Origin of the sequence: Aeromonas sp. s10 (assembly GCF_040907975.1) — a bacterium.
Taxonomy (GTDB): Bacteria; Pseudomonadota; Gammaproteobacteria; order Enterobacterales; family Aeromonadaceae; genus Aeromonas; species Aeromonas caviae.
In genome coordinates this window covers 1-21,389 of sequence record NZ_JBFOCV010000018.1, presented here as the reverse complement: position 1 = coordinate 21,389, position 21,389 = coordinate 1, and the positions used below count along the sequence as shown (strand labels likewise).

20 protein-coding genes are annotated in these 21,389 nt (G+C 60.8%); 10 read left to right on the top strand and 10 right to left on the bottom strand.

Annotated elements, in window-relative coordinates; translation table 11 throughout:
• Positions 1-29 precede the first annotated feature (29 nt).
• Positions 30-386, bottom strand: coding sequence for a hypothetical protein (locus tag AB5Y59_RS04930; protein WP_010675900.1), 357 nt, complete (start codon positions 384-386; stop codon positions 30-32).
• Between the two features lie 199 nt (positions 387-585).
• Between AB5Y59_RS04930 and AB5Y59_RS04925 the strand changes: the two genes are divergently transcribed.
• Together AB5Y59_RS04925 and AB5Y59_RS04920 are read left to right on the top strand one after the other, a co-directional pair.
• A complete protein-coding gene (locus AB5Y59_RS04925) occupies positions 586-1,308 on the top strand; it encodes a response regulator (RefSeq protein ID WP_010675899.1) in 723 nt (240 codons plus the stop codon).
• Between the two features lie 7 nt (positions 1,309-1,315).
• Complete coding sequence (locus AB5Y59_RS04920) at positions 1,316-2,701, top strand: ATP-binding protein (RefSeq protein ID WP_368211569.1); 1,386 nt, start codon at positions 1,316-1,318, stop codon at positions 2,699-2,701.
• 167 nt (positions 2,702-2,868) lie between these two features.
• Here AB5Y59_RS04920 and AB5Y59_RS04915 read toward each other — a convergent pair whose 3' ends face one another.
• Both AB5Y59_RS04915 and yjbD read right to left on the bottom strand, forming a co-directional pair.
• Positions 2,869-3,081 carry an RNA chaperone/antiterminator CspA gene (locus AB5Y59_RS04915; protein ID WP_042078672.1) on the bottom strand — a complete coding sequence of 71 codons (213 nt, stop codon included), beginning with the start codon at positions 3,079-3,081 and terminating at the stop codon, positions 2,869-2,871.
• A gap of 392 nt (positions 3,082-3,473) precedes the next feature.
• On the bottom strand, positions 3,474-3,758 hold the full coding sequence (gene yjbD / locus AB5Y59_RS04910) for a DUF3811 domain-containing protein (protein ID WP_039040119.1): 285 nt from the start codon (positions 3,756-3,758) through the stop codon (positions 3,474-3,476).
• 294 nt (positions 3,759-4,052) lie between these two features.
• On the opposite strand from yjbD, the gene AB5Y59_RS04905 reads away from it, so the two are divergent.
• On the top strand, positions 4,053-4,175 hold the full coding sequence (locus tag AB5Y59_RS04905; protein WP_010675895.1) for a hypothetical protein: 123 nt from the start codon (positions 4,053-4,055) through the stop codon (positions 4,173-4,175).
• A gap of 46 nt (positions 4,176-4,221) precedes the next feature.
• Here the strand turns inward: AB5Y59_RS04905 and AB5Y59_RS04900 are convergent, their stop codons facing one another.
• Positions 4,222-4,992 (bottom strand): ABC transporter substrate-binding protein, encoded by a 771-nt coding sequence (locus tag AB5Y59_RS04900; protein WP_128296910.1) that lies wholly within the window; start codon positions 4,990-4,992, stop codon positions 4,222-4,224.
• A 161-nt stretch (positions 4,993-5,153) separates the two neighbouring features.
• A complete protein-coding gene (locus AB5Y59_RS04895; protein ID WP_010674212.1) occupies positions 5,154-5,723 on the bottom strand; it encodes a single-stranded DNA-binding protein in 570 nt (189 codons plus the stop codon).
• A 517-nt stretch (positions 5,724-6,240) separates the two neighbouring features.
• Between AB5Y59_RS04895 and AB5Y59_RS04890 the strand changes: the two genes are divergently transcribed.
• On the top strand, positions 6,241-6,879 hold the full coding sequence (locus AB5Y59_RS04890; RefSeq protein WP_010674213.1) for a LuxR C-terminal-related transcriptional regulator: 639 nt from the start codon (positions 6,241-6,243) through the stop codon (positions 6,877-6,879).
• Between the two features lie 92 nt (positions 6,880-6,971).
• Positions 6,972-9,800 (top strand): excinuclease ABC subunit UvrA, encoded by a 2,829-nt coding sequence (uvrA, locus tag AB5Y59_RS04885; protein WP_268453849.1) that lies wholly within the window; start codon positions 6,972-6,974, stop codon positions 9,798-9,800.
• A 115-nt stretch (positions 9,801-9,915) separates the two neighbouring features.
• Here the strand turns inward: uvrA and AB5Y59_RS04880 are convergent, their stop codons facing one another.
• Positions 9,916-10,041 (bottom strand): hypothetical protein, encoded by a 126-nt coding sequence (locus AB5Y59_RS04880; RefSeq protein WP_010674215.1) that lies wholly within the window; start codon positions 10,039-10,041, stop codon positions 9,916-9,918.
• A 325-nt stretch (positions 10,042-10,366) separates the two neighbouring features.
• Here AB5Y59_RS04880 and AB5Y59_RS04875 point away from each other — a divergent pair, with 325 nt between their 5' ends.
• From AB5Y59_RS04875 to AB5Y59_RS04865, 3 genes are all read left to right on the top strand, one after another.
• The gene (locus tag AB5Y59_RS04875) at positions 10,367-10,978 is read left to right on the top strand and encodes an OmpW family outer membrane protein (RefSeq protein WP_010674216.1); all 612 of its coding nucleotides are present in this window, start codon (positions 10,367-10,369) and stop codon (positions 10,976-10,978) included.
• A 197-nt stretch (positions 10,979-11,175) separates the two neighbouring features.
• Positions 11,176-13,155, top strand: coding sequence for a methyl-accepting chemotaxis protein (locus AB5Y59_RS04870; protein ID WP_368211568.1), 1,980 nt, complete (start codon positions 11,176-11,178; stop codon positions 13,153-13,155).
• 8 nt (positions 13,156-13,163) lie between these two features.
• Positions 13,164-14,636, top strand: coding sequence for an ABC transporter substrate-binding protein (locus tag AB5Y59_RS04865; protein ID WP_319921550.1), 1,473 nt, complete (start codon positions 13,164-13,166; stop codon positions 14,634-14,636).
• 60 nt (positions 14,637-14,696) lie between these two features.
• Here AB5Y59_RS04865 and AB5Y59_RS04860 read toward each other — a convergent pair whose 3' ends face one another.
• Positions 14,697-15,488, bottom strand: a complete 792-nt coding sequence (locus AB5Y59_RS04860; protein ID WP_043156071.1) for a GNAT family N-acetyltransferase — start codon at positions 15,486-15,488, stop codon at positions 14,697-14,699.
• 327 nt (positions 15,489-15,815) lie between these two features.
• On the opposite strand from AB5Y59_RS04860, the gene metF reads away from it, so the two are divergent.
• Positions 15,816-16,712, top strand: coding sequence for a methylenetetrahydrofolate reductase (gene metF, locus AB5Y59_RS04855; protein ID WP_010674220.1), 897 nt, complete (start codon positions 15,816-15,818; stop codon positions 16,710-16,712).
• Between the two features lie 63 nt (positions 16,713-16,775).
• Here metF and AB5Y59_RS04850 read toward each other — a convergent pair whose 3' ends face one another.
• Complete coding sequence (locus AB5Y59_RS04850) at positions 16,776-17,840, bottom strand: DUF3103 family protein (RefSeq protein ID WP_043156075.1); 1,065 nt, start codon at positions 17,838-17,840, stop codon at positions 16,776-16,778.
• A gap of 147 nt (positions 17,841-17,987) precedes the next feature.
• A complete protein-coding gene (locus tag AB5Y59_RS04845) occupies positions 17,988-19,139 on the bottom strand; it encodes a benzoate/H(+) symporter BenE family transporter (RefSeq protein WP_368211567.1) in 1,152 nt (383 codons plus the stop codon).
• Positions 19,140-19,252: 113 nt separating this feature from the next.
• Between AB5Y59_RS04845 and AB5Y59_RS04840 the strand changes: the two genes are divergently transcribed.
• Complete coding sequence (locus tag AB5Y59_RS04840) at positions 19,253-19,825, top strand: helix-turn-helix domain-containing protein (protein ID WP_010674223.1); 573 nt, start codon at positions 19,253-19,255, stop codon at positions 19,823-19,825.
• On the opposite strand, the gene AB5Y59_RS04835 is transcribed toward AB5Y59_RS04840, so the two are convergent.
• A complete protein-coding gene (locus tag AB5Y59_RS04835; RefSeq protein ID WP_368211566.1) occupies positions 19,826-21,022 on the bottom strand; it encodes an NnrS family protein in 1,197 nt (398 codons plus the stop codon).
• Positions 21,023-21,389 lie beyond the last annotated feature (367 nt).

Below are 21,389 nucleotides of genomic sequence, written 5' to 3'. Positions count from 1 at the left end.
GCTTCTGCGAACTGCTTCATCACTTCGACTTACTGATTTGCTTCTGCGAACTGCTTCATCACCTCTGCATGCTTGATCATGCCGTCGGCACGCAGACCAAGGTTCTTCACGAACTCCGCCTTCTTGGCCGGATCTTCAATCTTGTCGTAGCGCTGTTGCAGATGGGCCTGGATCTGTTCCGGGGTCATGTTCTTCATGCGGGCCATCTTGTCGTGGCGGCCGCCATGATGCTTGCCGCCCATCATGCCGGTACCGTCCATGGGGCAACCGGTCGCCGTGGCCTGGGTCGGTTGCGCGGTGGAGACCGCCTCGCTGGCGGCATAGGCGCCCAGCGGCAGGCCGAGGATCAGGGTGGCGGTCAGCAGGGTCTTGGTCAGCTTTTTCATGGGTAACTCCTGTCGGATGTGTACGGGTAGAGGCTCTTTCGCCTTGGTATCCAGTAAACACCGTGGAAGTGTCTGAAATTTGCCAGTAGAAGCCTATTTTGTAGCAGAGTGTGGCACAGGGGCATGCTGGCACACTTTGACACAACCCGCCCGGTTGATTTTCGTATAATCGCCCCAGCCCGATAACGGAGAGATGATGATGAACCAAGGCAGCCCTCATATTCTGGTGGTCGATGACCACAGCGAGATCCGCGATCTGCTCAAGCGCTTTCTGGAGCAGCATGGCATGCGCGTCAGTTGCGCCCGCGATGGTAAAGAGATGAAGCGGCTGCTGGATGAGCGGGAGTTCGACCTGCTGGTGCTGGATCTGATGATGCCGGGGGAGGATGGCCTCACCCTGTGCCGCGAGCTCAGGGTCAAATCCCGCCTGCCGATCATCATGCTTACCGCCATGGGGGAGGAGACGGACCGCATCATCGGCCTGGAGATGGGGGCGGACGACTACCTCTCCAAGCCGTTCAACCCGCGCGAGCTGCTGGCCCGCATCAAGGCGGTGATGCGCCGTACCCAGGCGGAGAGCCTGCCCGTGCCGGAGACCCTGACCCGGGATCTGCGCTTCGATCGCTGGCTGCTCGACGTCAATCGCCGTGAGCTGGTGGACGAGGAGGGGGTGGGGATGAGCCTCTCCACCGCCGAGTTCGATCTGCTCAAGGTGTTTCTGGAGCGGCCCCAGCGGGTGCTGAGCCGGGATCAGTTGCTGGATCTGGCCCGTGGCCGGGAGGCGGTGGCCTTCGATCGCGCCATCGATACCTTGGTGAGCCGGCTGCGGCGCAAGCTGGAGCGGGATCCCAAGAATCCCGAGCTCATCAAGACCATCTGGGGTGGCGGTTACCTGTTCGCCGCCGACGTGACCCAGGAGTGAGGCCGACATGATCAAGCGCGTCTTCGCCAGGCTGCTGCCCAAGGGGTTGACCGGCCAGATAGTGCTGGTGGCCCTGGCGGGGCTGGTACTGATCCAGCTGCTCAGTATCCAGATCTACCGCTCGGACAGGGAGGAGGCCCTCGGTTACGTCAACAGCCGCAACGCCATGCAGCGCATCATCTCCGTGGTGCGCCTGCTCTCCCTCTCTCCTCCTTCCCTCTATCACGAGATCCTCAAGGCAAGCCGCAGCGAGACCCTGCTGCTGCGTCTGGCCGACGAGCCGTTGCAGCCGGACAACCGCAGCCCCCGCTTCGAGAAGCTGGTGCGGGCCAAGCTCGGCTATCCATCCTCCCTGGCGGTGGAGATCAGCGCCGAGCTGAAGCAGGACATCCAGCGCAGCCGGGCCTGGCAGCACCACAACCGCATGATGAAGGATCGCAACGGCATGCCGCCGCCCCAGGACATGCGGCTCTACGGCTCCATCGAACTGCCCAACGGCGGCTGGCTCCAGTTCAGCTCCCTGGTGGACAAGGAGACGGCGAGCTGGTCCTGGCAGACCACCCTCAACCTGCTGCTGGTGGCGAGCCTGGTGATCGGCCTGATGATCTGGCTGTTCCGCCGGGCGACCCGTCCCCTCAAGCAACTGGCGGCCAACGCCGACAGGCTGGGGCGTGGTGAGGACATCGAGCCCCTGCGCGAGGAGGGGCCCACCGAGATCCGCGAGTCCATCCAGGCCTTCAACCGGATGCACACCCGGCTCGATCGCTTCGTGCAGGACAGAACCCGGATGCTGGCCGCCATCTCCCACGACCTGCGCACCCCCATCACCAGCCTGCGGCTGCGCAGCGAGTTTTTGGCGGACGGGGAAGACAAGGACCGCTTCCAGCAGACCCTGCAGCAGATGGAGCAGATGCTGGCGGCGACCCTGAGCTTTGCCCGGGAGGAGGGGCAGCAGGAGGCGACCCGGGAGCTGGATCTGGTCAGCCTGCTGGAGAGCCTGTGTGACGACTATGCCGACATGGGCCAGCCCGTCACCTGCCTGGCCGAGGGCAAGCAGGTTTACGCCTGCCGGGCCAACACCCTGCGCCGGGTGCTGCAAAACCTCATCGGCAACGCCATCAAGTACGCAGGGGGGGCCGAGGTCTCGTTGGTGCGCGGTGACGGCGAGTTGCTGATCCTGGTTCGCGATCAGGGGTCGGGGATTGCGGAGAGTCAGTTGGAGGAGGTGTTCAAGCCCTTCGTGCGCCTGGATGAAGCCCGCAACACCGAGTCTGGCAGCGTGGGACTGGGGCTCGCCATCGCCCGCACCCTGGTGCACCAGCACGGCGGTGAGCTCAGCCTTCACAATCGCCAGGAGGGGGGGCTGGAGGCGCGGATCAGCCTGCCCCTGTAAGGAACCTGACCAGGAAATGGGGCACCACCAGGGTGCCCTTTTTGCTGCCCGTAGCGCTAGGGAAGCAGGTCGGCCACCCGGAAACGGGCAACAAAAAACCCGCCGAAGCGGGTTTTTCAATTCTTGCTGAGGCGCTGCCGATAAACGGAAGGCGGCTCGGGCGTGAATTACAGGCCAGTAACGTTGGCAGCAGCCGGGCCTTTCTGGCCTTGCTCGATGGTGAACTCAACGCGCTGACCTTCTTCCAGGGTTTTGAAACCGTTGGACTGGATGGCGGAGAAGTGAACGAACACGTCTTTGCTGCCGTCAGCCGGGGAGATGAAACCGAAGCCTTTCTCAGCGTTGAAGAACTTTACGGTACCAGTCATTTTGTTGGACATGATAATTTCCTTGAGTAGTGATTAGTGAAACGCCACCGGAGCGGCAATCCATGATTTTTCGTCAGAAATACGTATGGGGAGCACTAAAGAAGGAGAATTATCTGGCAAGAATTATCGGGGATAACTGCCTGCACAAATCACTGCTTTAAGATGACTGCCTAACATAATCAGGTCTGAACTACCGAACCATCGAAAACGATTAGAACACGCACACCCTGTCATGGCAATCTTTATCTTGGTATTCGTTTCAGTCAGTGATGGCTGGATCGGCGTTTTATCCGGGTGTGCATCAGCTGCCAGGCGCCTCCTGCTGCCCTTTTCAGGGGGATGACAGGACGCTCTGCCAGCCCCCTTTTATGCAGCAGCGTCATCTGCGTGCATTCATGCTGCCGTTACCGTCTGCCACGGTATTTGTTGCTGACGGAATCGGACCAGCTGAAGGTGTCAGGCAGCACTTGGGCGCTGGCTCGCTCCTTGGCTTTCTCCCGCGCCAGTGCGGATGCCGCCTTGGCGGCCTGGGCGCGATCGGCGGCGATCTTCTGGCGTCCTGCCTCGCGGATCTTGTTGCGCTCCCCGTTGGTCAGGGTGTGATCGGCATTGGCCTGGGCCTTTTGCACCAGCAGGGCAATCTCGGCTTTCTCGGCCTCGGTCAGATCTTTCATTTCGAGCTTCTTCATGACGCGCTCCTGCGATCGTTGAATGCCCACCCTAACACACATCCATCGGGGACAGGCTGACCATCCGTCCCCGGATGCCAAAAGTGTCGCCCGGTCGTCATTTCCGGGGGAGCACGCCGCGGGAACGCCTGGCTGACAGGCGCTGCCGATAGGCTGGATCCCGGCGGAAGATTGGGAGTATGCTGAGGCCAGTGCGATCCCCGATCGTCACTGTTGGCGTACTGAAATCCACGATTCGGCTGACATGCTGGAACACCCGTCCAACTGTCCAGGTAACCTTTTTGGAGTCTGATGATGAGCAACAAAGAACAGCATCACGGCAAAGATGCCAAGAAAAAACCGCAGATGTCACTGAAAGAGAAACGCGAAGCCAAACGGCAGAAAGCAGAGCTGAAAAACGGCAGCGCGATGAAGTAACGCTCCATCCACTGCGGCTCCCCGGAGCCGGTATCAAGCCAGTCCATCATGGGCTGGCTTTTTTGTCTCCGGCAGTAGAGGTGGTGCCATAGGCGGCAAAAATTCGCTCATAGCGCCCGTCCGCCTTCATCTTGGCGAGCTGTCTGTCGAACCATTGCCGGTGGCCCGCCTCGCGAAAGGCGAAGTGGTAGTGAGTCGGGGGGAAGAGGTCGTGCTGTCTGACCTTGTCCTTGGGATAGCGGTCGCCCTCCTGGTCATCCCCGAGCAACTGCGCCAGATAGTAGTAGAACACCCGTTGTTCCAGGATCACGGCATCGGTGCGCCCGAGCAGGAGCCGCTGTACCTGTCCCTCCTGCCTCGCCACCTCTTCATAACGGGGATTCTGGTCGACGATGTCGGAGAAGGTCGTTCCCAGGATCTGCCGTGCACGCTGGAAGGCACTGACTCGCAGGGTCTGCAAATCCTTCATTGTGTGGACTGCCGTCGGCGCCAGGGTAAAGACCCGGTTGTGGAAGGTGATCACCGGCTGTGAGAGGTAGGCGCTTTCCAGCATGCCGGGTTTGACGTTGATGATGGCGTCCAGCTTGCCTTCCTCCAGCATCCTGAAGGTGCGCTCCAGGGGAAGATAGACGACCTGCAGCTCATGGGGGCTGCCTGCGAAGGCCTCTCGCATGAGATCGAGTTCGATGCCCCTGTCTTCGTGGCTGATGACATAGGGAGGAATGGCAAAACTGACTCCCACCCGCAGCGGCTCCGCGGCAAGGTGGCTGCCGAACATCAGCAGGGCGAGGCACAGCAGACGACTCAAGTGGTTCATGCAGGTTCCCGAAGGGAGAAATCGTCTCGATGATAGCCACAAGCCTGGACGAAGGGGACGTAAAGCGGGGGAAAGTGGCAGCAACATGGTCGTCGGGGGAGGTGAATGCGTCAGAAACAGGTAAAAAAAGGCCCTGATGAATCAGGGCCTGCCGCAGGGGATCAGAACGGAATATCGTCGTCGAAATCCATCGGCGGTTCGTTGTAGACCGGCGGGGCGGATTGCGGCTGCTGGGCCGGACGGCCGTAACCGCCTTGCGGTTGCATGTTCTGCTGCGGGGCAGCAGGACGTTGCATGTTCTGTTGCGGTGCAGCCTGTTGCGGCTGGCCCCAGTTGCCCTGGGATGACTGGCCGCCCATGCCCTGGCCACCGCCCTGCGGACGGCCACCCAGCATCTGCATCACACCGGTGAAGCTGTCGACCAGCACCTCGGTGGTGTAGCGCTCCTGGCCGCTCTGATCCTGCCATTTACGGGTCTGGAGTTTGCCTTCCACATAGACCTGGGAGCCCTTCTTCAGGTACTCGCCGGCGACTTCGGCCAGCTTGCCCATGAAGACGACACGGTGCCATTCGGTGCGCTCTTTCTGCTCACCGGTCTGCTTGTCGCGCCAGGTATCGGAGGTGGCCAGGGTGATGTTAGTCACGGCACCGCCGCTCGGCATGTAGCGCACTTCCGGGTCTTGCCCCAGGTTACCGATCAGAATGACTTTGTTGATGCCTCGACTGGCCATAATCTCTCTTCCACCCTTATGTATACCGGCCAGGCCAGATGCCTGGGCCCATTCAATAATGCGTTTGTTTGCAACGAGATGCGCGCCCTGGACGGGTGTCATCTCTCTTCAGTGTCCTGGCTGCGCCGGAGCTTGCCGGCAGAGGCGTCATGGATCGGCCACAGCGTTTGGCCGCCATAGTACCAGTTGACGGGCATGAGCGCACATCTTCCCTGCCACTGTGGCGTCAATGGATCGCCACAGCCTGAGTAACTTACCCGAGGTAAGGTGCCACCAGCAAGGGGAGGCGGCTGGGGCAGGCTGCGTGAAGAGGGCGGAGCTGTTATGGTGCGCACCGGCACTGCTTGACCCCCCAAATGGGGGGGGCGTGCTAGCCAATTGTATTGGCTGGAAAATTGCTGGGCTTCAAAGGAGCCACCGATGCGTCTAATACTTTTTTAATGCTGCAGCCGGGAGGGGGATTGGTACTCTTCCTTGCCAAAAAGCCCCGACTCGAATGTGCAAGGAAGTTCTCTTGATGACGCCCGACTCCCTCCTGGTGCTGATCACCGAAAATAACGCACAAGCCTCCCGTTTCCAGCGTCACCTCAGTGAAGAGCTTGGTCTGCCCATCTTGCTGGTGGGGGAGCTGAATGACCTGCCAGACGTTGCAGAGGGCGCCCCCAAAACCTTGCTGCTGATCGATCTGGACTACCTCAAGTCGACCCAGCAGGAGCTGTGGAGCAATGCCATCTGCCAGCGCTTTGGCGAGGCCAGTGCCGTGTTGCTCAATGCCCCGACCAGCACCAACAAAGAGCTGCTGCTGATGTGGCCCCATACCAGTGGGCTCTTCTTTCGTCAGGACACACTGGACAGGCTGGTCTTCGGCATCCGCAAGGTGTTGCAGGGGGAGTACTGGATCCCTCGCCACCTGCTGTGCGACCTGGTGGACTACTACCGCAAGGGGAGCGGGCAACCTCAGCGTCAGCAGACGCTGCTGACCGCCCGCGAACAGGAGATCGTGCGCCACCTGATGACGGGGGCCTCCAACACCGAGATCGCCGACAGTCTGTTTGTGAGCGAACACACCGTCAAATCCCATCTCTACAACGTCTTCAAGAAGCTGAACGTCAAGAACCGGCTGCAGGCGGTGAGCTGGGCCAAGGAGTATCTCTGAGGAAGGGGCACGGAAGGAAAGACTGTCTATTCATCCAGTAGTCTCTATGCCATACTGGCCCGCTCTGGTTCCCGTATCGAGCGCGCAACAAGATGGAAAAAATCGTGATCCGGGGTGCCCGCACCCACAACCTCAAGAACATCAACCTGATCCTGCCACGTGACAAGCTGATCGTGGTCACCGGCCTGTCCGGTTCGGGCAAATCCTCCCTGGCGTTCGATACCCTCTATGCCGAGGGGCAGCGCCGCTATGTGGAGTCGCTCTCCGCCTATGCCCGCCAGTTCCTCTCCCTGATGGAGAAGCCGGACGTGGACCACATCGAGGGGCTGTCGCCTGCCATCTCCATCGAGCAGAAGTCCACCTCCCACAACCCGCGCTCGACCGTCGGCACCATCACCGAGATTTACGACTACCTGCGGCTGCTGTTCGCCCGGGTCGGGGAGCCACGCTGCCCGACCCACGCCATTCCGCTCGCGGCCCAGACCATCAGCCAGATGGTGGATCAGGTGCTGGCCCAGCCCGAAGGCGCCAAGCTGATGCTGCTGGCCCCCGTGGTGCGCAACCGCAAGGGGGAGCACGCCAAGCTGCTGGAGAATCTGGCGGCCCAGGGCTACATCCGTGCCCGTATCGACGGCGAGGTGTGCGATCTCTCCGATCCTCCGACTCTGGAGCTGCACAAGAAGCACACCATCGAGGTGGTGGTGGATCGGTTCAAGGTGCGTGAGGACCTGGCGCTGCGTCTGGCCGAGTCGTTCGAGACGGCGCTGACTCTCTCCGGCGGCATCGTGCTGGTGGTGCCGATGGACGGGGAGGATGGGGTTGCCCCCATGACCTTCTCCGCCAACTTCGCCTGCCCCGAGTGCGGTTACTCCATGTCGGAGCTGGAGCCCCGGATCTTCTCCTTCAACAACCCGGCGGGGGCCTGCCCCACCTGTGACGGTCTCGGGGTGCAGCAGTATTTCGATCCCGCCAAGCTCATCCATGATCCCGGCCAGAGCCTGGCCGGCGGCGCCATCCGTGGTTGGGACAAGCGCAGCTTCTACTATTTCCAGATGCTCAAATCCCTGGCCGATCACTACAAGTTCGACCTGGAGACCCCCTGGGAGGATCTGCCGCTCAAGACCCAGGAGGTGATCCTGCGCGGCTCCGGGCGCACCGAGATCGAGTTCCGCTACATGAATGACCGCGGCGACGTGGTGGTGCGCAAGCACCCGTTCGAGGGGATCCTGCACAACATGGAGCGCCGCTACCGGGAGACCGAATCCAACGCGGTGCGGGAAGAGCTGGCCAAATACATCGCCAACAAGTCCTGTACCAGTTGCGGTGGCAGCCGACTGCGGGAAGAAGCCCGCCACGTCTTCGTGGACAATCGCAACCTGCCCGCCATCGCCGAGCAATCCATCGGCGATGCCCTGGCCTTCTTCGAAGGGTTGAACCTGTCCGGTCAGCGTGCCCAGATAGCGGACAAGATCCTCAAGGAGATCGTCGAGCGGCTCGGCTTCCTGGTGAACGTCGGCCTCAACTATCTGAGCCTGTCGCGCAGCGCCGAGACCCTCTCCGGTGGCGAGGCGCAGCGCATCCGGTTGGCGAGCCAGATCGGTGCCGGCCTGGTGGGGGTCATGTACGTGCTGGATGAACCCTCCATCGGCCTGCACCAGAGAGACAACGAGCGACTGCTCAAGACCCTGACTCACCTGCGTGATCTCGGCAACACCGTGATCGTGGTGGAGCACGATGAGGATGCCATTCGCCTCGCCGACCATGTGCTCGACATCGGTCCGGGGGCTGGTGTGCACGGCGGTGCCATCGTCGCCCAGGGGACGCCGGAGGAGATCATCGCGAACCCCGAGTCCCTGACCGGTGACTACCTCTCCGGGCGCAAGCAGATCGCCATCCCGGCCGAGCGCACCCCGCTCACTGGCAAGTGGCTGAAATTGAAAGGGGCGAGCGGCAACAACCTGCGCAACGTCAACCTGGATCTGCCCATCGGAGTGATGACCTGCGTCACCGGCGTCTCCGGTTCCGGCAAGTCGACCCTGATCAACGACACCCTGTTCCGCATCGCCCACCGCGAGCTGAACAAGGCCACCGAGTCCACGCCTGCGCCCTATCGCAGCGTCGAGGGGCTGGAGCATCTGGACAAGGTGGTGGATATCGACCAGAGCCCCATCGGCCGCACCCCGCGCTCCAACCCGGCCACCTACACCGGCCTGTTCACCCCGATCCGCGAGCTGCTCTCCGGCACCCAGGAGGCGCGTTCCCGTGGCTACCAGCCGGGCCGCTTCTCCTTCAACGTGAAGGGGGGACGCTGCGAGGCGTGCCAGGGGGACGGGGTCATCAAGGTGGAGATGCACTTCCTACCGGACGTCTACGTGCCGTGCGACGTCTGCAAGGGCAAGCGCTACAACCGCGAGACCCTGGAGGTGAAGTACAAGGGCAAGAACATCCACGAAATCCTCGAGATGACGGTGGAAGATGCCCGTGCCTTCTTCGATCCGGTGCCGGCGGTGGCGCGCAAGCTGCAGACCCTGATGGACGTGGGCCTCTCCTACATCCGGCTCGGTCAGTCCGCTACCACGCTCTCTGGCGGCGAGGCGCAGCGGGTCAAGCTGGCGCGGGAGCTCTCCAAGCGGGACACCGGCCAGACCCTCTACATCCTGGACGAACCGACCACGGGGCTGCACTTCCACGATATCCAGCAGTTGCTCAAGGTACTGCACCAACTGCGGGATCGGGGCAACACCATCGTTATCATCGAGCACAACCTGGACGTCATCAAAACCGCGGACTGGATCGTTGATCTGGGCCCGGAAGGAGGCGCTGGTGGTGGCCGTATTCTGGTGACGGGTACGCCTGAGGAGATGAGCCGTTGCAAGGAGTCCCACACGGCGCGCTTCCTCGCTCCTCTACTGGAAAAATAAGCGTCACTCGAGAAAAAGGGGCCAGGGCCCCTTTTTTGTTGGCCGGTGGCGAGGTGCACCGATCTGGCGCCCGGCCAGGGATGAGAGGGAGAAAAGAGGGACTCGTCCGGCAGACTCAGTGTGTCAGCATCAGGAAGGCGAGGGCGAACAGGAAACCCAGCAGAATGAAGAGGAAGGAACCTATCCCCCAGATGGCGGCAAGAATGCCGAGAATTTTGTCTTTGCGTGTCTGTGGTTTCATAAAATTCAAATTACAGCGTGGTTACATCGCATTAATAAAATACGCCCCGGGGCATAATTAAACAACAATTGAAAGGTGATATGAAGGTGTTTAAGGTGTATTTAATTGGTATTTTACATTTCATGCTGATGCGGTAATTTAAGGCATCATCATGTATTTGAATGACTTTTTATTTTCATCTGCGGTTTGATTGTCCAATCAAAGCTGCCGTGTACATCTATCTATTTCTTGATAACTATTGAGCTAAATCAATAACCGGCCATTCACATCCTTTTATAGTTTTCGGGCTTGCAACATAGAAAGAAAACAAAAAAGGAATAATGTGATGAAAAAGATCCTTCCTCTGTTAATCGCAGCCGCTTTTGCTTCCCCCGTCGCCATGGCACATCAGGCCGGTGACATCCTGGTCCGTGGTGGCCTGGCGTTCGTCTCTCCCCAGACCAGCAGTGACAACGTGCTGGGGACGGGCGAGCTGGAGATCGACAGCAACATGCAGCTTGGCCTGACCCTCTCCTACATGTTGACGGACAACTGGGGTGTCGAGCTGCTGGCCGCGACCCCCTTCTCCCACTCGGTGTCGACTGCCGGCCTGGGTGAGGTCGCCAAGGTCAAACACCTGCCGCCGACCCTGATGGCGCAGTACTACTTCGGTGATGCCAACAGCAAGGTGCGCCCCTATGTGGGGGCCGGTATCAACTACACCACCTTCTTCGACGAGGAAGGGCGCGGTGCCCTGGCCGGGACGGATGTGAGCGTGGACTCCTCCTGGGGGATGGCGGGTCAGGTGGGCCTGGACATGGCGATCAATGACCGCTGGTTCGTCAACGCCTCCGCCTGGCTCATCGACATCGATACCGATGTGCATACCGCCGTGGGCACCATCAACACCTCCATCGATCCGGTGGCCTTCATGTTCGGCGTCGGCTACCGCTTCTGATGACAAACGTGGTCGGTGCTCGGCCATGACAACCAAGCATGTCTCTTTGGCCCGGCTCTGTTCGGGCCCTTTTCTGCCTGCCATGTCACGCCAACTGTGATCTGGCCCGCCATCGCGTCACGAACCGCTATTCCATTGCACCCCGCTGCCGATAACCTCGGCATTCACCCCTTTCCCCAACGAGTGAGGATGCCTCCATGGGTTTATCTATTGTGCAGCGGATCATCGCCGGCTTCGTGCTGATGCTGTTGTTGCTGGTTCTGCTCGGCTTCATCAGTATTCTGAAGATCCGGGGGATCAACGAGGGGCTCTCCCAGGTTTCTGATCGTGCCACCCCCCTGGTGATCGCAGTCGCCGGGCTCAAGGGGGCACTGCAGGACAGCAACCGCTGGGTGCTCACCTACAGAACCAGCGAGGAGGCGGCCCAGTTGCCGCAACTGGCCAGCCAGTTCAAGGCGCAGCAGGAGCGTTTCCTGGCCCAGAGCAAGGAGATGGCCCGGTTTGACGGGGTGGCCGAGGCGAGCGAGCGGTTCCGCCAGGTCGACGGGGCGACCCGCGAGTTCTACGGGTTGGCGGATCAGGTGCTGACCCAGCACGGCCAGTGGGTGGCCGCACTCGATCGGCGCCATGAACTGGAGCTGGCGTTCATCCGGCTGGAAGATACCTACCAGTGGGCCGCCGACCTGTTGTTGCAGCAGACCGCGAGCAAACGCTCCATGCGCAACAAGGCCGAACTCATCACCTCCGGCATTGCCCGGGATCTGAAAAACATCCGCCGGGCCGATGCCAAGACCGATCTCAATGAATTGGAGAAGGTGCTCGGCAAGGATATCGAGATGGCACGCAAACGGCTCGAACGGGTGCAGGTGCCCGATGACGTGAGGCAGCGTTTCATCGTCAACCTCGATCGGATGCAGGAGCTGGCCCTCGGCCCGAAAGGGTTGCTGGCGACCATGCGCAATGGCCAGCAACTGGCGGCCTCGCTGCAGTCCCTGAACCAGCAGCTCGACACCAGTCTGGTCAACAGCCTAGCGCTGCTGGACGAGATGGCCAAATCGGCGGGCAGCATTGCCAGAGCGAGCCGGGTCGGGGCGGATGACGCCGTCAGCAGCGCCAGCGCCTGGATCCTGATCGTGTCTGCCATCTCCGCGGCCGCCGCGCTCCTCATCGGTTACACCACGGCCCGCAGTATCCAGCGTCCGCTGCAACTCATCGATCGGGAGCTGGATCGCATGGCTACGGGTGACATGACCCGGCGCATCGACTACCAGAGCCGCTGCGAGTTTGGCAGCCTGACCCGCTCCATCAATACCCTGGCAGACAAGACTGGCGAGCTGCTCGCCCAGATCAATGCCGGCTCGCGCCATCTGGTGGACGAGGCGAGCCGCGCCGCCGAGATAAGCGAGCGGGCCATGTCACGGGTGCAGGATCAGAAGAGCCAGACCGATCAGGTGGCTGCCGCCATCACCGAGCTGGAGGTGAGTGCCACCGAGGTGGCGCGTTCCACCGATGGCACCAAGCGTGAGGTGGACCTGGCGGACGAAGAGGCCCGCGCCGGACGCAAACAGGTGGCGACTACGCGCCAGATCACCGAACAACTGGCGGGTGCCATGGAAGAGGCGGTCGGCATCACCCACAAGCTGGGGGAATTCAGCGACAACATCGGCAGTATCCTCGACGTGATCCGCAGCATCGCCGAGCAGACCAACCTGCTGGCGCTGAACGCGGCCATCGAGGCGGCCCGCGCGGGGGACGCCGGTCGCGGCTTCGCGGTGGTGGCGGACGAGGTGCGGGCACTGGCGAACCGGACCCAGACCTCGACCGAGGAGATCCAGGCCATGATCGAGAACCTGCAAAGTTCCAGCAAGCACGTGGTGGCCGTGATGGCACGCAGCCAGGAGCAGACCCAGGATTGCGTGGCCCAGACCCGGGTGATGGACGAGGCGTTGCAATCCATTGCCGAGCGGATGAGTGCCATCAAGGCGATGGCGGATCAGGTGGCTCATGCCGCCCAGGAACAGATCTCCGTGAGTCAGGGGGTTGCCCGTCATGTCGCCGGCATTGCGGATGTGGCTTACGAGACCGAGCGGGAGGCGCGGGAATCGGCCAGCAGCAGTGAGGTGCTGGCGGATCTGGTCGCCAAGCAGCAGCAATTGATCGCCCATTTCAAGGTGTAGGAGGACTTATGGCTAACAAGTGGATCGGGGCCCTGAGTCTCCTGTTGTGTGGCCAGCTGATGGCCAGCGAGCTGGTGATAGAGAGCTGGCGCATAGATGACAAGGCCTTGTGGGAACAGAAGATCATTCCTGCATTCGAGGCCGCCCACCCGGGTATTCAGGTGAAATTCAACGGGGTGCAGAACGTCGAGTACATGCCGACCCTCTGGGCCAGCCTCAAGGCGGGCAAGGCGGGGGATCTCATCACCTGCCGCCCGTTTGACGACTCCCTGGCCCTGTTCAAGGCGGGCCATCTGGTGGAGCTGAGCGAGATGGCGGGGATGGAGAACTTCCCGAGCTTTGCCCAATCCCCCTGGCAGACCGACAGTGGCGCCCAGACTTTCTGCGTACCCATGGCATCGGTGATTCACGGCTTCTTCTACAACAAGAAGATTTTCAGTGAGCTGGGGCTGACGGTTCCCCAGACCCGCGAGGCATTCTTCGCGGCCCTGGACAAGGTGAAGGCGGATGGTCGCTATGTTCCCCTCGCCGTGAGCGGCTCGGAGAGCTGGGTTGCCTCCGAGCTCGGTTTCCAGAACATAGGCCCCAACTACTGGAAGGGGGAGGATGGTCGATTGGCGTTGATCGGGGGCCAGGAGCGCTTCAACAACCCGCAATACGTCAAGGTGTTCGAGGAGCTGGCCCGCTGGCGTGACTACCTGGGGGAGGGGGGCGAGAGCCGCGACTACGCCACCACCAACGAGCTGTTCACCTCGGGCAAGGCTGCCTTCTATGCGGCGGGATCCTGGGAGATTGCCCCCTTCACCGGCAAGGTGGACTTCGGTGTCATGCGCCCGCCCGTGGCAAAGCAGGGGGATGGCTGTTTCTTCACCGATCACACCGATATCGGTATGGGGATGAATCCGGCCAGCAAGAACAAGGAGGCCGCCATGACCTTCCTGCAGTGGCTGACCACTCCCCAGTTTGCCGAGCTCTATACCAACTCGCTGCCCGGCTTCTTCTCGCTCTCCAACCACTTCTTTGAAGCCACCAATCCGGCGGCCAGAGAGATGATGGAGTGGCGGGATCAGTGCGATTCCACCATCCGGGTTGCCACCCAGATCCTCTCCCGCGGCACTCCCAAGCTCGGGGATGAACTGGCCGAGGTGAGCCAGCAGGTATTGCTGGGAACCGTGGCACCCAAGGCGGCGGCCGATCGCCTGGAACAGGGGTTGAAAGGGTGGTATGCCCCCCATCAGGGCAACCAGGGCAAGGGACAGGAGTGTCAGTGTGAGGCGAGCGTGCCTGCCGTCCCTGTGTCGGGTGCCATCGGGACCGAACCTGCTGCGCCTGCTGCGCCTGTGGTGCCGGATGGACAAGCGCCTTCCGGAGCAAGCGCGACCCTGCCTCCGTCAGTACCGGTGTCCGGAGCCGTCGCTCCAGCGCCTCCTGCCGAAGTGGAGGAGGCGCTCGCCAGCGAACTGGAGGGGGCACAGCCCTGATGGTTCACCATAAAGAACGGGAGGCCTTGGCCTCCCGTTCTTCATCTGCGTGATGACCTGTCATTCCCGTGGCAAGCGGCACAGGCTGCCAATACGGGCCACCGGCACGAAACCCAGAGTGCGATAGACCCGCTGGGCGTGATAGTGCTCGTCTGCCACTATGATGAGCGAACTGGCCCGTGCCAGTCCTTGGCGTGCGACCTGGCTCAGCAACAGACGACAGAGCCCCCGGTTTCGCCACTCTGCGTGCGTGCGCACCAGTTGAAAGCGTCCCAGGGTGCCGGTGAAGAAGAGTCCGCAGCTGGCAACCAGTTGATCCTGGTGCCATAACCCCCACCACTGTCCGAGCCCGTCATCGATCATGGCCTGATAGAGCTGGCGGCGTGACAAGAGATAGGGAAGATAGCGCTCCTCCGAATGGGCGGGATCCCGCTCTGCCAGCTCGAAGGCGAGCCACTGATCCCAGTCTGCCGCGGTGAACGGGCGAGCCGGAGCCAGGTCGCTGCCGGTGGGGGCTTGCCACTCCATTGCACCCAGCGCCAGTACCACGCACTCCATGTATTGGTATCCCGCCGCCACGAACCCGGCGACCCGGCTGTTCTGGCCTGCGGCGAGGGGCCACTGGAAGGTGCGGTGGCGGATACGGGGATCCCAGCCAATCAGCCTGTCGAAACTGGCCTCGAGCCAGCCCTTGTCACGATCGCTTGGGGGGGTGGGCAGCAACAGGTAGTTGCCGAAGTAGTAGTCTGGAGAGCCCGGGGTGCGCACGGTCCAGAACGCATCATGATCCGTCACCTCGCCCTGATAGCGATCGAACAGCAGATCGGTGGCAAAACCGGGGTGATCTTCCATGATGGGGCTCCTGCAAACGCTTGAATTGCTTATCGGCAGGCGGGGAAAGAAGTTAAAAAAAGGCCGGGAAACCCGGCCAAACAATCACACGCAGATTCAGAACGTCCAGGACGATCCGCCCGCATCATAGCGTGCCTGACAGCATTTTGGGATGGGGTCGCTCATTACTTAGGTTGAATTGCAAAATAAAAAAATCGGCAATCCCCCTTGTCGCTGACAAATCGGTATTGACTTTGATCCGTTTTATCATAAAGATAGAAAGACGTTTAGACGTCCAAACATCCGTTTTGGCGTGAAGGAATGGGTTGCAGGACAGGGAGAGAGCAGATGGGATTTCACAGCGCGCGTCAGGTTGAGGCACTCAACCAGAGTTTGGCGGATCTGGGTGGCGACATATCGGTCAGTTTCGAGTTTTTCCCGCCCAACAGCGAAGGGATGGAGAACACCCTCTGGCAGTCCATCGAGCGCCTGCAGGTGCTGGAGCCCAAATTCGTCTCTGTGACCTATGGCGCCAATTCGGGCACCCGGGACCGCACTCACAAGGTGATCAAGGACATCAAGGAGCGTACCGGGCTCATCGCCGCCCCGCACCTGACCTGTATCGATGCCAGCCGTGACGAGTTGCGCACCATTGCCCGTGACTACTGGAACAGCGGCATTCGCCACATCGTGGCCCTGCGCGGAGACTTGCCTCCCGGCCTCGACAAGCCTGACATGTATGCCACCGACCTGGTCGCCTTGCTCAAATCCGAAGCCGATTTCGATATCTCGGTCGCCGCCTATCCGGAAGGCCACCCCGAGGCTCGCAGTGCGCAATCCGACCTGCTCAACCTCAAGCGCAAGATAGATGCCGGTGCCAACCGGGCCATTACCCAGTTCTTCTTCGATGTGGAGACCTATCTGCGTTTTCGGGATCGCTGCGCCGCCATCGGTATCGATGCGGAGATCGTGCCGGGGATACTGCCGGTCTCCAACTACCAGACCCTGGCCAAGTTTGCCGGTTTCACCAACGTGAAGATCCCGCGCTGGATGCACCAGCGTTTCGAAGGGCTGGAAAACGATCAGATGACTCGCAACATGGTGGGAGCCAGCATTGCCATCGACCAGGTGCGTGTGCTGAGTCAGGAAGGGGTGAAGGATTTCCACTTCTATACCCTGAACCGCTCAGAGCTGACCTACGCCATCTGTCACACACTGGGTGTGAGGCCGAAAGGTCAGGCCTGATCCGCGGCTCTGATACAGAAAAGCCAATGAGTCTTCTCATTGGCTTTTTATTTTGAGCGACAGTCAGGGCCGGGTTGGTTGGATCTCCCTGGGCTCGAGATCGATGACTGCATTGCCGGCGGCACCGGGATACTGGTGATAGCTCTGGTCCTGCTCCAGGGTATAGAAGGTGTCGAGGTAGTCGTCGTTGTTGGTCATCCAGGAGTCCGGAAGTGCCTTGACGATACGACCGCCGAGGTCGAGGAAGGGCAGGGCCTCGGGTACGCCGCCCGCAGTGAAGCCGAGTTTGAGTGCGTCAATCAGGAGGGCACTCAGCGCCTTGTAATTGACGTTGTCATCCTGCTCCATCATGACCACGTCGACGGCTCCCCAGCGGTAGCGATCCCAATAGACCAGGATCTGGTTGGGGGTGTAGTCGGTGTTGTCGTAGTCGAGATAGGGCATGTCGACGATATCTACCACGGGCTCGTCCCTACCAGGATTGACCCCGGCCACGACGGCATAGACCTCGGCGGCGCCCAGCAGCCAGGGCTCCTGATCATCGTTGAGCCTGATCTTCTTGAGAATGCTGGTCTTGAGGGGCGTGGTGTTGCTGGTGGCACGGGGCGTCACCTGCATGTCGGCGGCAGCCAGCGCCTTTCGCATCACCTTCAGGCCGGCATTCTTGGCTTTTACCGGATCGGCCTCCACCACCAGTACCGGCCGCGCCGGCGGCTGGTTCACATCGAGATAGATCGGGCTGCCGGCGCTGTCGAACGCCTCGATGGCGCTCCAGCTCTTTTCGTCACCACTTGGTATGTAGGCAACCAGTGGCTCAACCCCTTGTTGCAGTGCATCCGCCTGATCCGGATTGGCCAGCCGCAGTTGCATCAGTTCCCTGACCTCGCCATCCAGCCCTTGCCGACTGATGGCCGCCTGGTTGGCATCCCGAGCCTGGCGCTTCAGACGCGGGCTGGCCTTTGGCAGCAGGTTGGGCAGCGGGCTCTGGTATTCCTGATTGTGCAGGAGTGGCAGCAGGTTCTTCTGCTGCAGCGCGAGCTGGCGTGCCAGCTCCCGATCGGTGTCGGCAGCCTGGGTCGTGGTGGCGCCCAGCAGTGCCAGTAACAAAATGACAGCCTGATTCCTCATCTTCGTTCTCCAGTATTGAGTCTGACAACGGCGCTTGTCGGGAAGGATCTGCGCCGTTTTCTCACTAGAAAGGAATAAGGTTCATATGTGAACGCTCTTCTCAGGATTATGTGCTGCGTCTCACTGGAGTCTCCCCAGATGGTCAGGTCAGGAGCGGAGCCGGTTGACTTGATGCAATGTCACTCCGATCAGCAATCCCCAGCAGGCAGACCCGACCCCGAGCAGGGTGATCCCCGAGGCAGTCACGAGGAAAGTCAGTAGCGCGGCTTCCCGCTCCTCGTCCTGCTGCAAGGCGCTGTGCAAGCTGCTGCCTATGGTGCCGAGCAGCGCCAGCCCGGCCACGCAGGTGACCAGCACCGCAGGGAATGCGCTGAACAGGGCAACCACGGTGGCACCGAAACAGCCTGTGAGCAGGTAGAAACATCCAGCCCACACGGCAGCAGGCCAGCGTCGAGTGACATCGTGATCCACTTCCTTGCCCATGCAGATGGCGGCTGTGATGGCGGCCAGATTGAAGGCATAGCCGCCAAACGGTGCCAGCAGCACGCCGATGAATCCGGTCCAGCCAATCAGGGAAGAAGTGGCCGGTTGATAGCCGTGGGCGCGCAGGATGGCAATGCCCGGCATGTTTTGCGAGGTCATGGTAACGAGAAAGAGCGGGAGTGCGATGCCGAGCAGGGCGTCGATGGAAAAGGCTGGCGAGATCCAGACCGGGGTGGAGAGTTGCCAGTGAACCTCGTTGAGTTGCAGCTCGCCCCTCAGGGTGCAGAGCAGCATGCCGGCAGCCAGGACCAGCACCATGGTGTAGCGGGGCCAGAGGTGGCGACCCAGCAAGAAAGCCAGTAGCAAGGTGCCAAGCAGCAGAGGATCTTGCGGTGCCACCTTGAAGAGATCCAGCCCGAACCTGAGCAAGACTCCGGCCAGCATGGCGGCCGCCAGGGGGGCGGGAATGTGACGCATCAGCCTGTCGAACCAGCCGCTGATACCGCAGAGGGTGATCAGCAGTGAAGAGATGATGAAGGCGCCGATGGCTTCAGCCAGACTGAAGTTCCCCAGGCTGGTGATGAGCAGGGCGGCACCCGGGGTAGACCAGGCCGTCAAGACAGGCACCCGGTAATAGAGGGAGAGGCCGATGCAGCTGACCCCCATGCCGATACCCAGTGTCCATAGCCAGGAAGAGACCTGGGCTGTATCGGCACCGGCGGCCGTGGCGGCCTGGATGATCAAGACGACAGAACTCGTGTAACCCACCAATACGGCGATGAGTCCCGCGACCATGTGGGGGAGGGCTAGGGGCATGGGAAACTTCCTTGTGGATGCTGGTAGCTTGTGCGCTATTGCGTACAATGTGGTTTCGACTATAACGCTGTGCGTTATGGCGCACAATATGGCTCGAAGAAATCGGAGAACAGATGCAGGAGATGAGTCGCTATCTGGCCCAGCGATTGAAAGGGCTGCGCACTGAAAGAGGATGGAGCCTGGATATGGCCGCCCGTGAAACGGGGGTGAGCAAGGCCATGCTGGGACAGATCGAGCGAGGTGAATCCAGTCCGACGGTGGCAACATTGTGGAAGATTGCCACCGGTTTTCGGGTCTCTTTCTCCAGTTTCATTGAGCCGACACCAGCGGCACAGGGAGAGACGGTATACCGTATTGCCGATGATATTCGACAGCAGCCGGCGGGAGAGGGGATGCAGGTTGCCCCGCTTTTCCCCTATGAGGCCCGCTTTGGTTTCGAGTTGTTCGAACTGACCCTGCTACCTGGCTACCAGCGGGAATCAGAACCCCATGAACCCGGAGTGACCGAACATGTCATCGTCATCAGCGGTGTGATGGAGGTACTGGTTGACGGAGCGTGGCGTTCCCTCGATCAGGGGGAGGCCGTCCGGTTTGCAGCGGACCGTACCCATGGCTATCGCAATCTTGGGGTCGCTCCCGCCATCTTCCACAATCTGATCCACTATCCGGCCATGGCCACGCGATGATTAGCCGGGGCGGCCATCCGCCCTGGGACTGGTCAGTATGGGGGTATAAACCCAGATGAACAGACCGTAGGCGGCAACCCAGCTCCATCCGCTGAGGTTCCATCCAGTGAGGGTGAGGTCTGGCCAAAAGAGGGGGAGCAAGACCCGCAACAGCGCGGATAGGATCACCAGTGCAAATGCTGCCGTGATCCTGCGTCCTATCTGCAGGGCTCTGCCACTGTGTCCGAGGGATACACGGGCTATCATCGCGAGGATCATGGCCCCCATGCTGCCCGCGCTGAACAGATGGCTGGCCAGTGACAAGGCAATCGGCCAGCCAGCCGTGCGTGTCGCCAGGGCGGTCAGCCCCAGTGGGATAAAGAGGTAGGCCAGGTGAAGCGACCACAGCAGAGGGTGGGCCACCGTGGTTCCGGGTCGCCAGCGCAGTTGCCTGTAGAGGTGAGCCCCTGCCGCCACTATATATAGAGGGAACATCTGGATGCCGGTGACCCACTGTGTCGGGAGCACCAACCAGAGCAGCAGGATGAGCCACAGAGACGCGAGGGCAATGCGCTCCAGCCACGGCAGTGGGGGTGCTTTTTCCGCCCCAGTGCCTCTGGCGGTAAAGAAGGGAATGACACGTCCTCCCATGACGGCAATCAGGGTCGTGAAGAGGAGCACGGTTGCAAGCAGTATATGTTCCACCAATGGCCATTCGGCATGCCACCGCCAGCAAGCGGCATTGAGCAGGGTCAACACGAGAAGCAGGGGAACAAAAAAGAGATTGCGCCACTGGCGCGTTACTATGATGGGTCTGGCGAGGAACCAGGTACAGAGGGGCAACCAGGCCAGGTCCATGACCATCAGAGTGACATTGCTTTCTCCAAACCAGGGGAGCAGGCCTCTCGGGATGGCCCACAATCCCACGACCAGTGCCAGCGGCCAACCGCGTACACCTGGGTGAGCGGTCCAGTTCTGGACGGCGGTAAGCAGAAAACCCGCCACTATGGCGGCACCAAAGCCGAACAGCATTTCATGTGCATGCCACCAGATGGGGTTGGCAATCCGGGGCAGAGCGAACCAGCCGTTGAGCTGCCCCAGCCAGCCGAGCATCGCCAAAGCCGAGAACAAGGCGCCAAACAGGAAGAAAGGCCGAAACCCGAGGCGGAACAGAGGAACGATTCTCTCCTCTTTGCGGCTATCCAGGATCTGGTGCATGAATGAAACCTTAATTGAACATTTGAAAAGCCAATTATAAAGTGGCTTTTCAAATATTCAATTTAAATCCAATGACAGCCCGAAATGGTGGTGACGCGAACGAAATAGAACCGCTTTGCTGCATATCTGAGCGAACGGTTCTTCTCGGTGAAAAAGCCCTTGTCATCCCGGCGCGGCTCCCTATAATGCGCCCCTACCAGCACGGCGGACCACGCCAACCTGATGAGCCAGCTTCCTTAGGAAGTGGGCGCCGAAAGAAAAGCGAAAACAATCGCTTGACTTTCGAAGTGAGGCGCGTAAGATGCGCCTCCTCAACGCGATAAGCGTGACGCTCTTTAACAATTTGAATCAAGCAATCTGTGTGGGC

What these genes read in the sequence shown, in the direction of transcription:
- AB5Y59_RS04930 (WP_010675900.1), bottom strand. Translation starts at nt 386, where the DNA reads ATGAAAAAGCTGACCAAGACCCTGCTGACCGCCACCCTGATCCTCGGC.
- AB5Y59_RS04925 (WP_010675899.1), top strand. Translation starts at nt 586, where the DNA reads ATGAACCAAGGCAGCCCTCATATTCTGGTGGTCGATGACCACAGCGAG.
- AB5Y59_RS04920 (WP_368211569.1), top strand. Translation starts at nt 1,316, where the DNA reads ATGATCAAGCGCGTCTTCGCCAGGCTGCTGCCCAAGGGGTTGACCGGC.
- AB5Y59_RS04915 (WP_042078672.1), bottom strand. Translation starts at nt 3,081, where the DNA reads ATGTCCAACAAAATGACTGGTACCGTAAAGTTCTTCAACGCTGAGAAA.
- yjbD (WP_039040119.1), bottom strand. Translation starts at nt 3,758, where the DNA reads ATGAAGAAGCTCGAAATGAAAGATCTGACCGAGGCCGAGAAAGCCGAG.
- AB5Y59_RS04905 (WP_010675895.1), top strand. Translation starts at nt 4,053, where the DNA reads ATGAGCAACAAAGAACAGCATCACGGCAAAGATGCCAAGAAAAAACCG.
- AB5Y59_RS04900 (WP_128296910.1), bottom strand. Translation starts at nt 4,992, where the DNA reads ATGAACCACTTGAGTCGTCTGCTGTGCCTCGCCCTGCTGATGTTCGGC.
- AB5Y59_RS04895 (WP_010674212.1), bottom strand. Translation starts at nt 5,723, where the DNA reads ATGGCCAGTCGAGGCATCAACAAAGTCATTCTGATCGGTAACCTGGGG.
- AB5Y59_RS04890 (WP_010674213.1), top strand. Translation starts at nt 6,241, where the DNA reads ATGACGCCCGACTCCCTCCTGGTGCTGATCACCGAAAATAACGCACAA.
- uvrA (WP_268453849.1), top strand. Translation starts at nt 6,972, where the DNA reads ATGGAAAAAATCGTGATCCGGGGTGCCCGCACCCACAACCTCAAGAAC.
- AB5Y59_RS04880 (WP_010674215.1), bottom strand. Translation starts at nt 10,041, where the DNA reads ATGAAACCACAGACACGCAAAGACAAAATTCTCGGCATTCTTGCCGCC.
- AB5Y59_RS04875 (WP_010674216.1), top strand. Translation starts at nt 10,367, where the DNA reads ATGAAAAAGATCCTTCCTCTGTTAATCGCAGCCGCTTTTGCTTCCCCC.
- AB5Y59_RS04870 (WP_368211568.1), top strand. Translation starts at nt 11,176, where the DNA reads ATGGGTTTATCTATTGTGCAGCGGATCATCGCCGGCTTCGTGCTGATG.
- AB5Y59_RS04865 (WP_319921550.1), top strand. Translation starts at nt 13,164, where the DNA reads ATGGCTAACAAGTGGATCGGGGCCCTGAGTCTCCTGTTGTGTGGCCAG.
- AB5Y59_RS04860 (WP_043156071.1), bottom strand. Translation starts at nt 15,488, where the DNA reads ATGGAAGATCACCCCGGTTTTGCCACCGATCTGCTGTTCGATCGCTAT.
- metF (WP_010674220.1), top strand. Translation starts at nt 15,816, where the DNA reads ATGGGATTTCACAGCGCGCGTCAGGTTGAGGCACTCAACCAGAGTTTG.
- AB5Y59_RS04850 (WP_043156075.1), bottom strand. Translation starts at nt 17,840, where the DNA reads ATGAGGAATCAGGCTGTCATTTTGTTACTGGCACTGCTGGGCGCCACC.
- AB5Y59_RS04845 (WP_368211567.1), bottom strand. Translation starts at nt 19,139, where the DNA reads ATGCCCCTAGCCCTCCCCCACATGGTCGCGGGACTCATCGCCGTATTG.
- AB5Y59_RS04840 (WP_010674223.1), top strand. Translation starts at nt 19,253, where the DNA reads ATGCAGGAGATGAGTCGCTATCTGGCCCAGCGATTGAAAGGGCTGCGC.
- AB5Y59_RS04835 (WP_368211566.1), bottom strand. Translation starts at nt 21,022, where the DNA reads ATGCACCAGATCCTGGATAGCCGCAAAGAGGAGAGAATCGTTCCTCTG.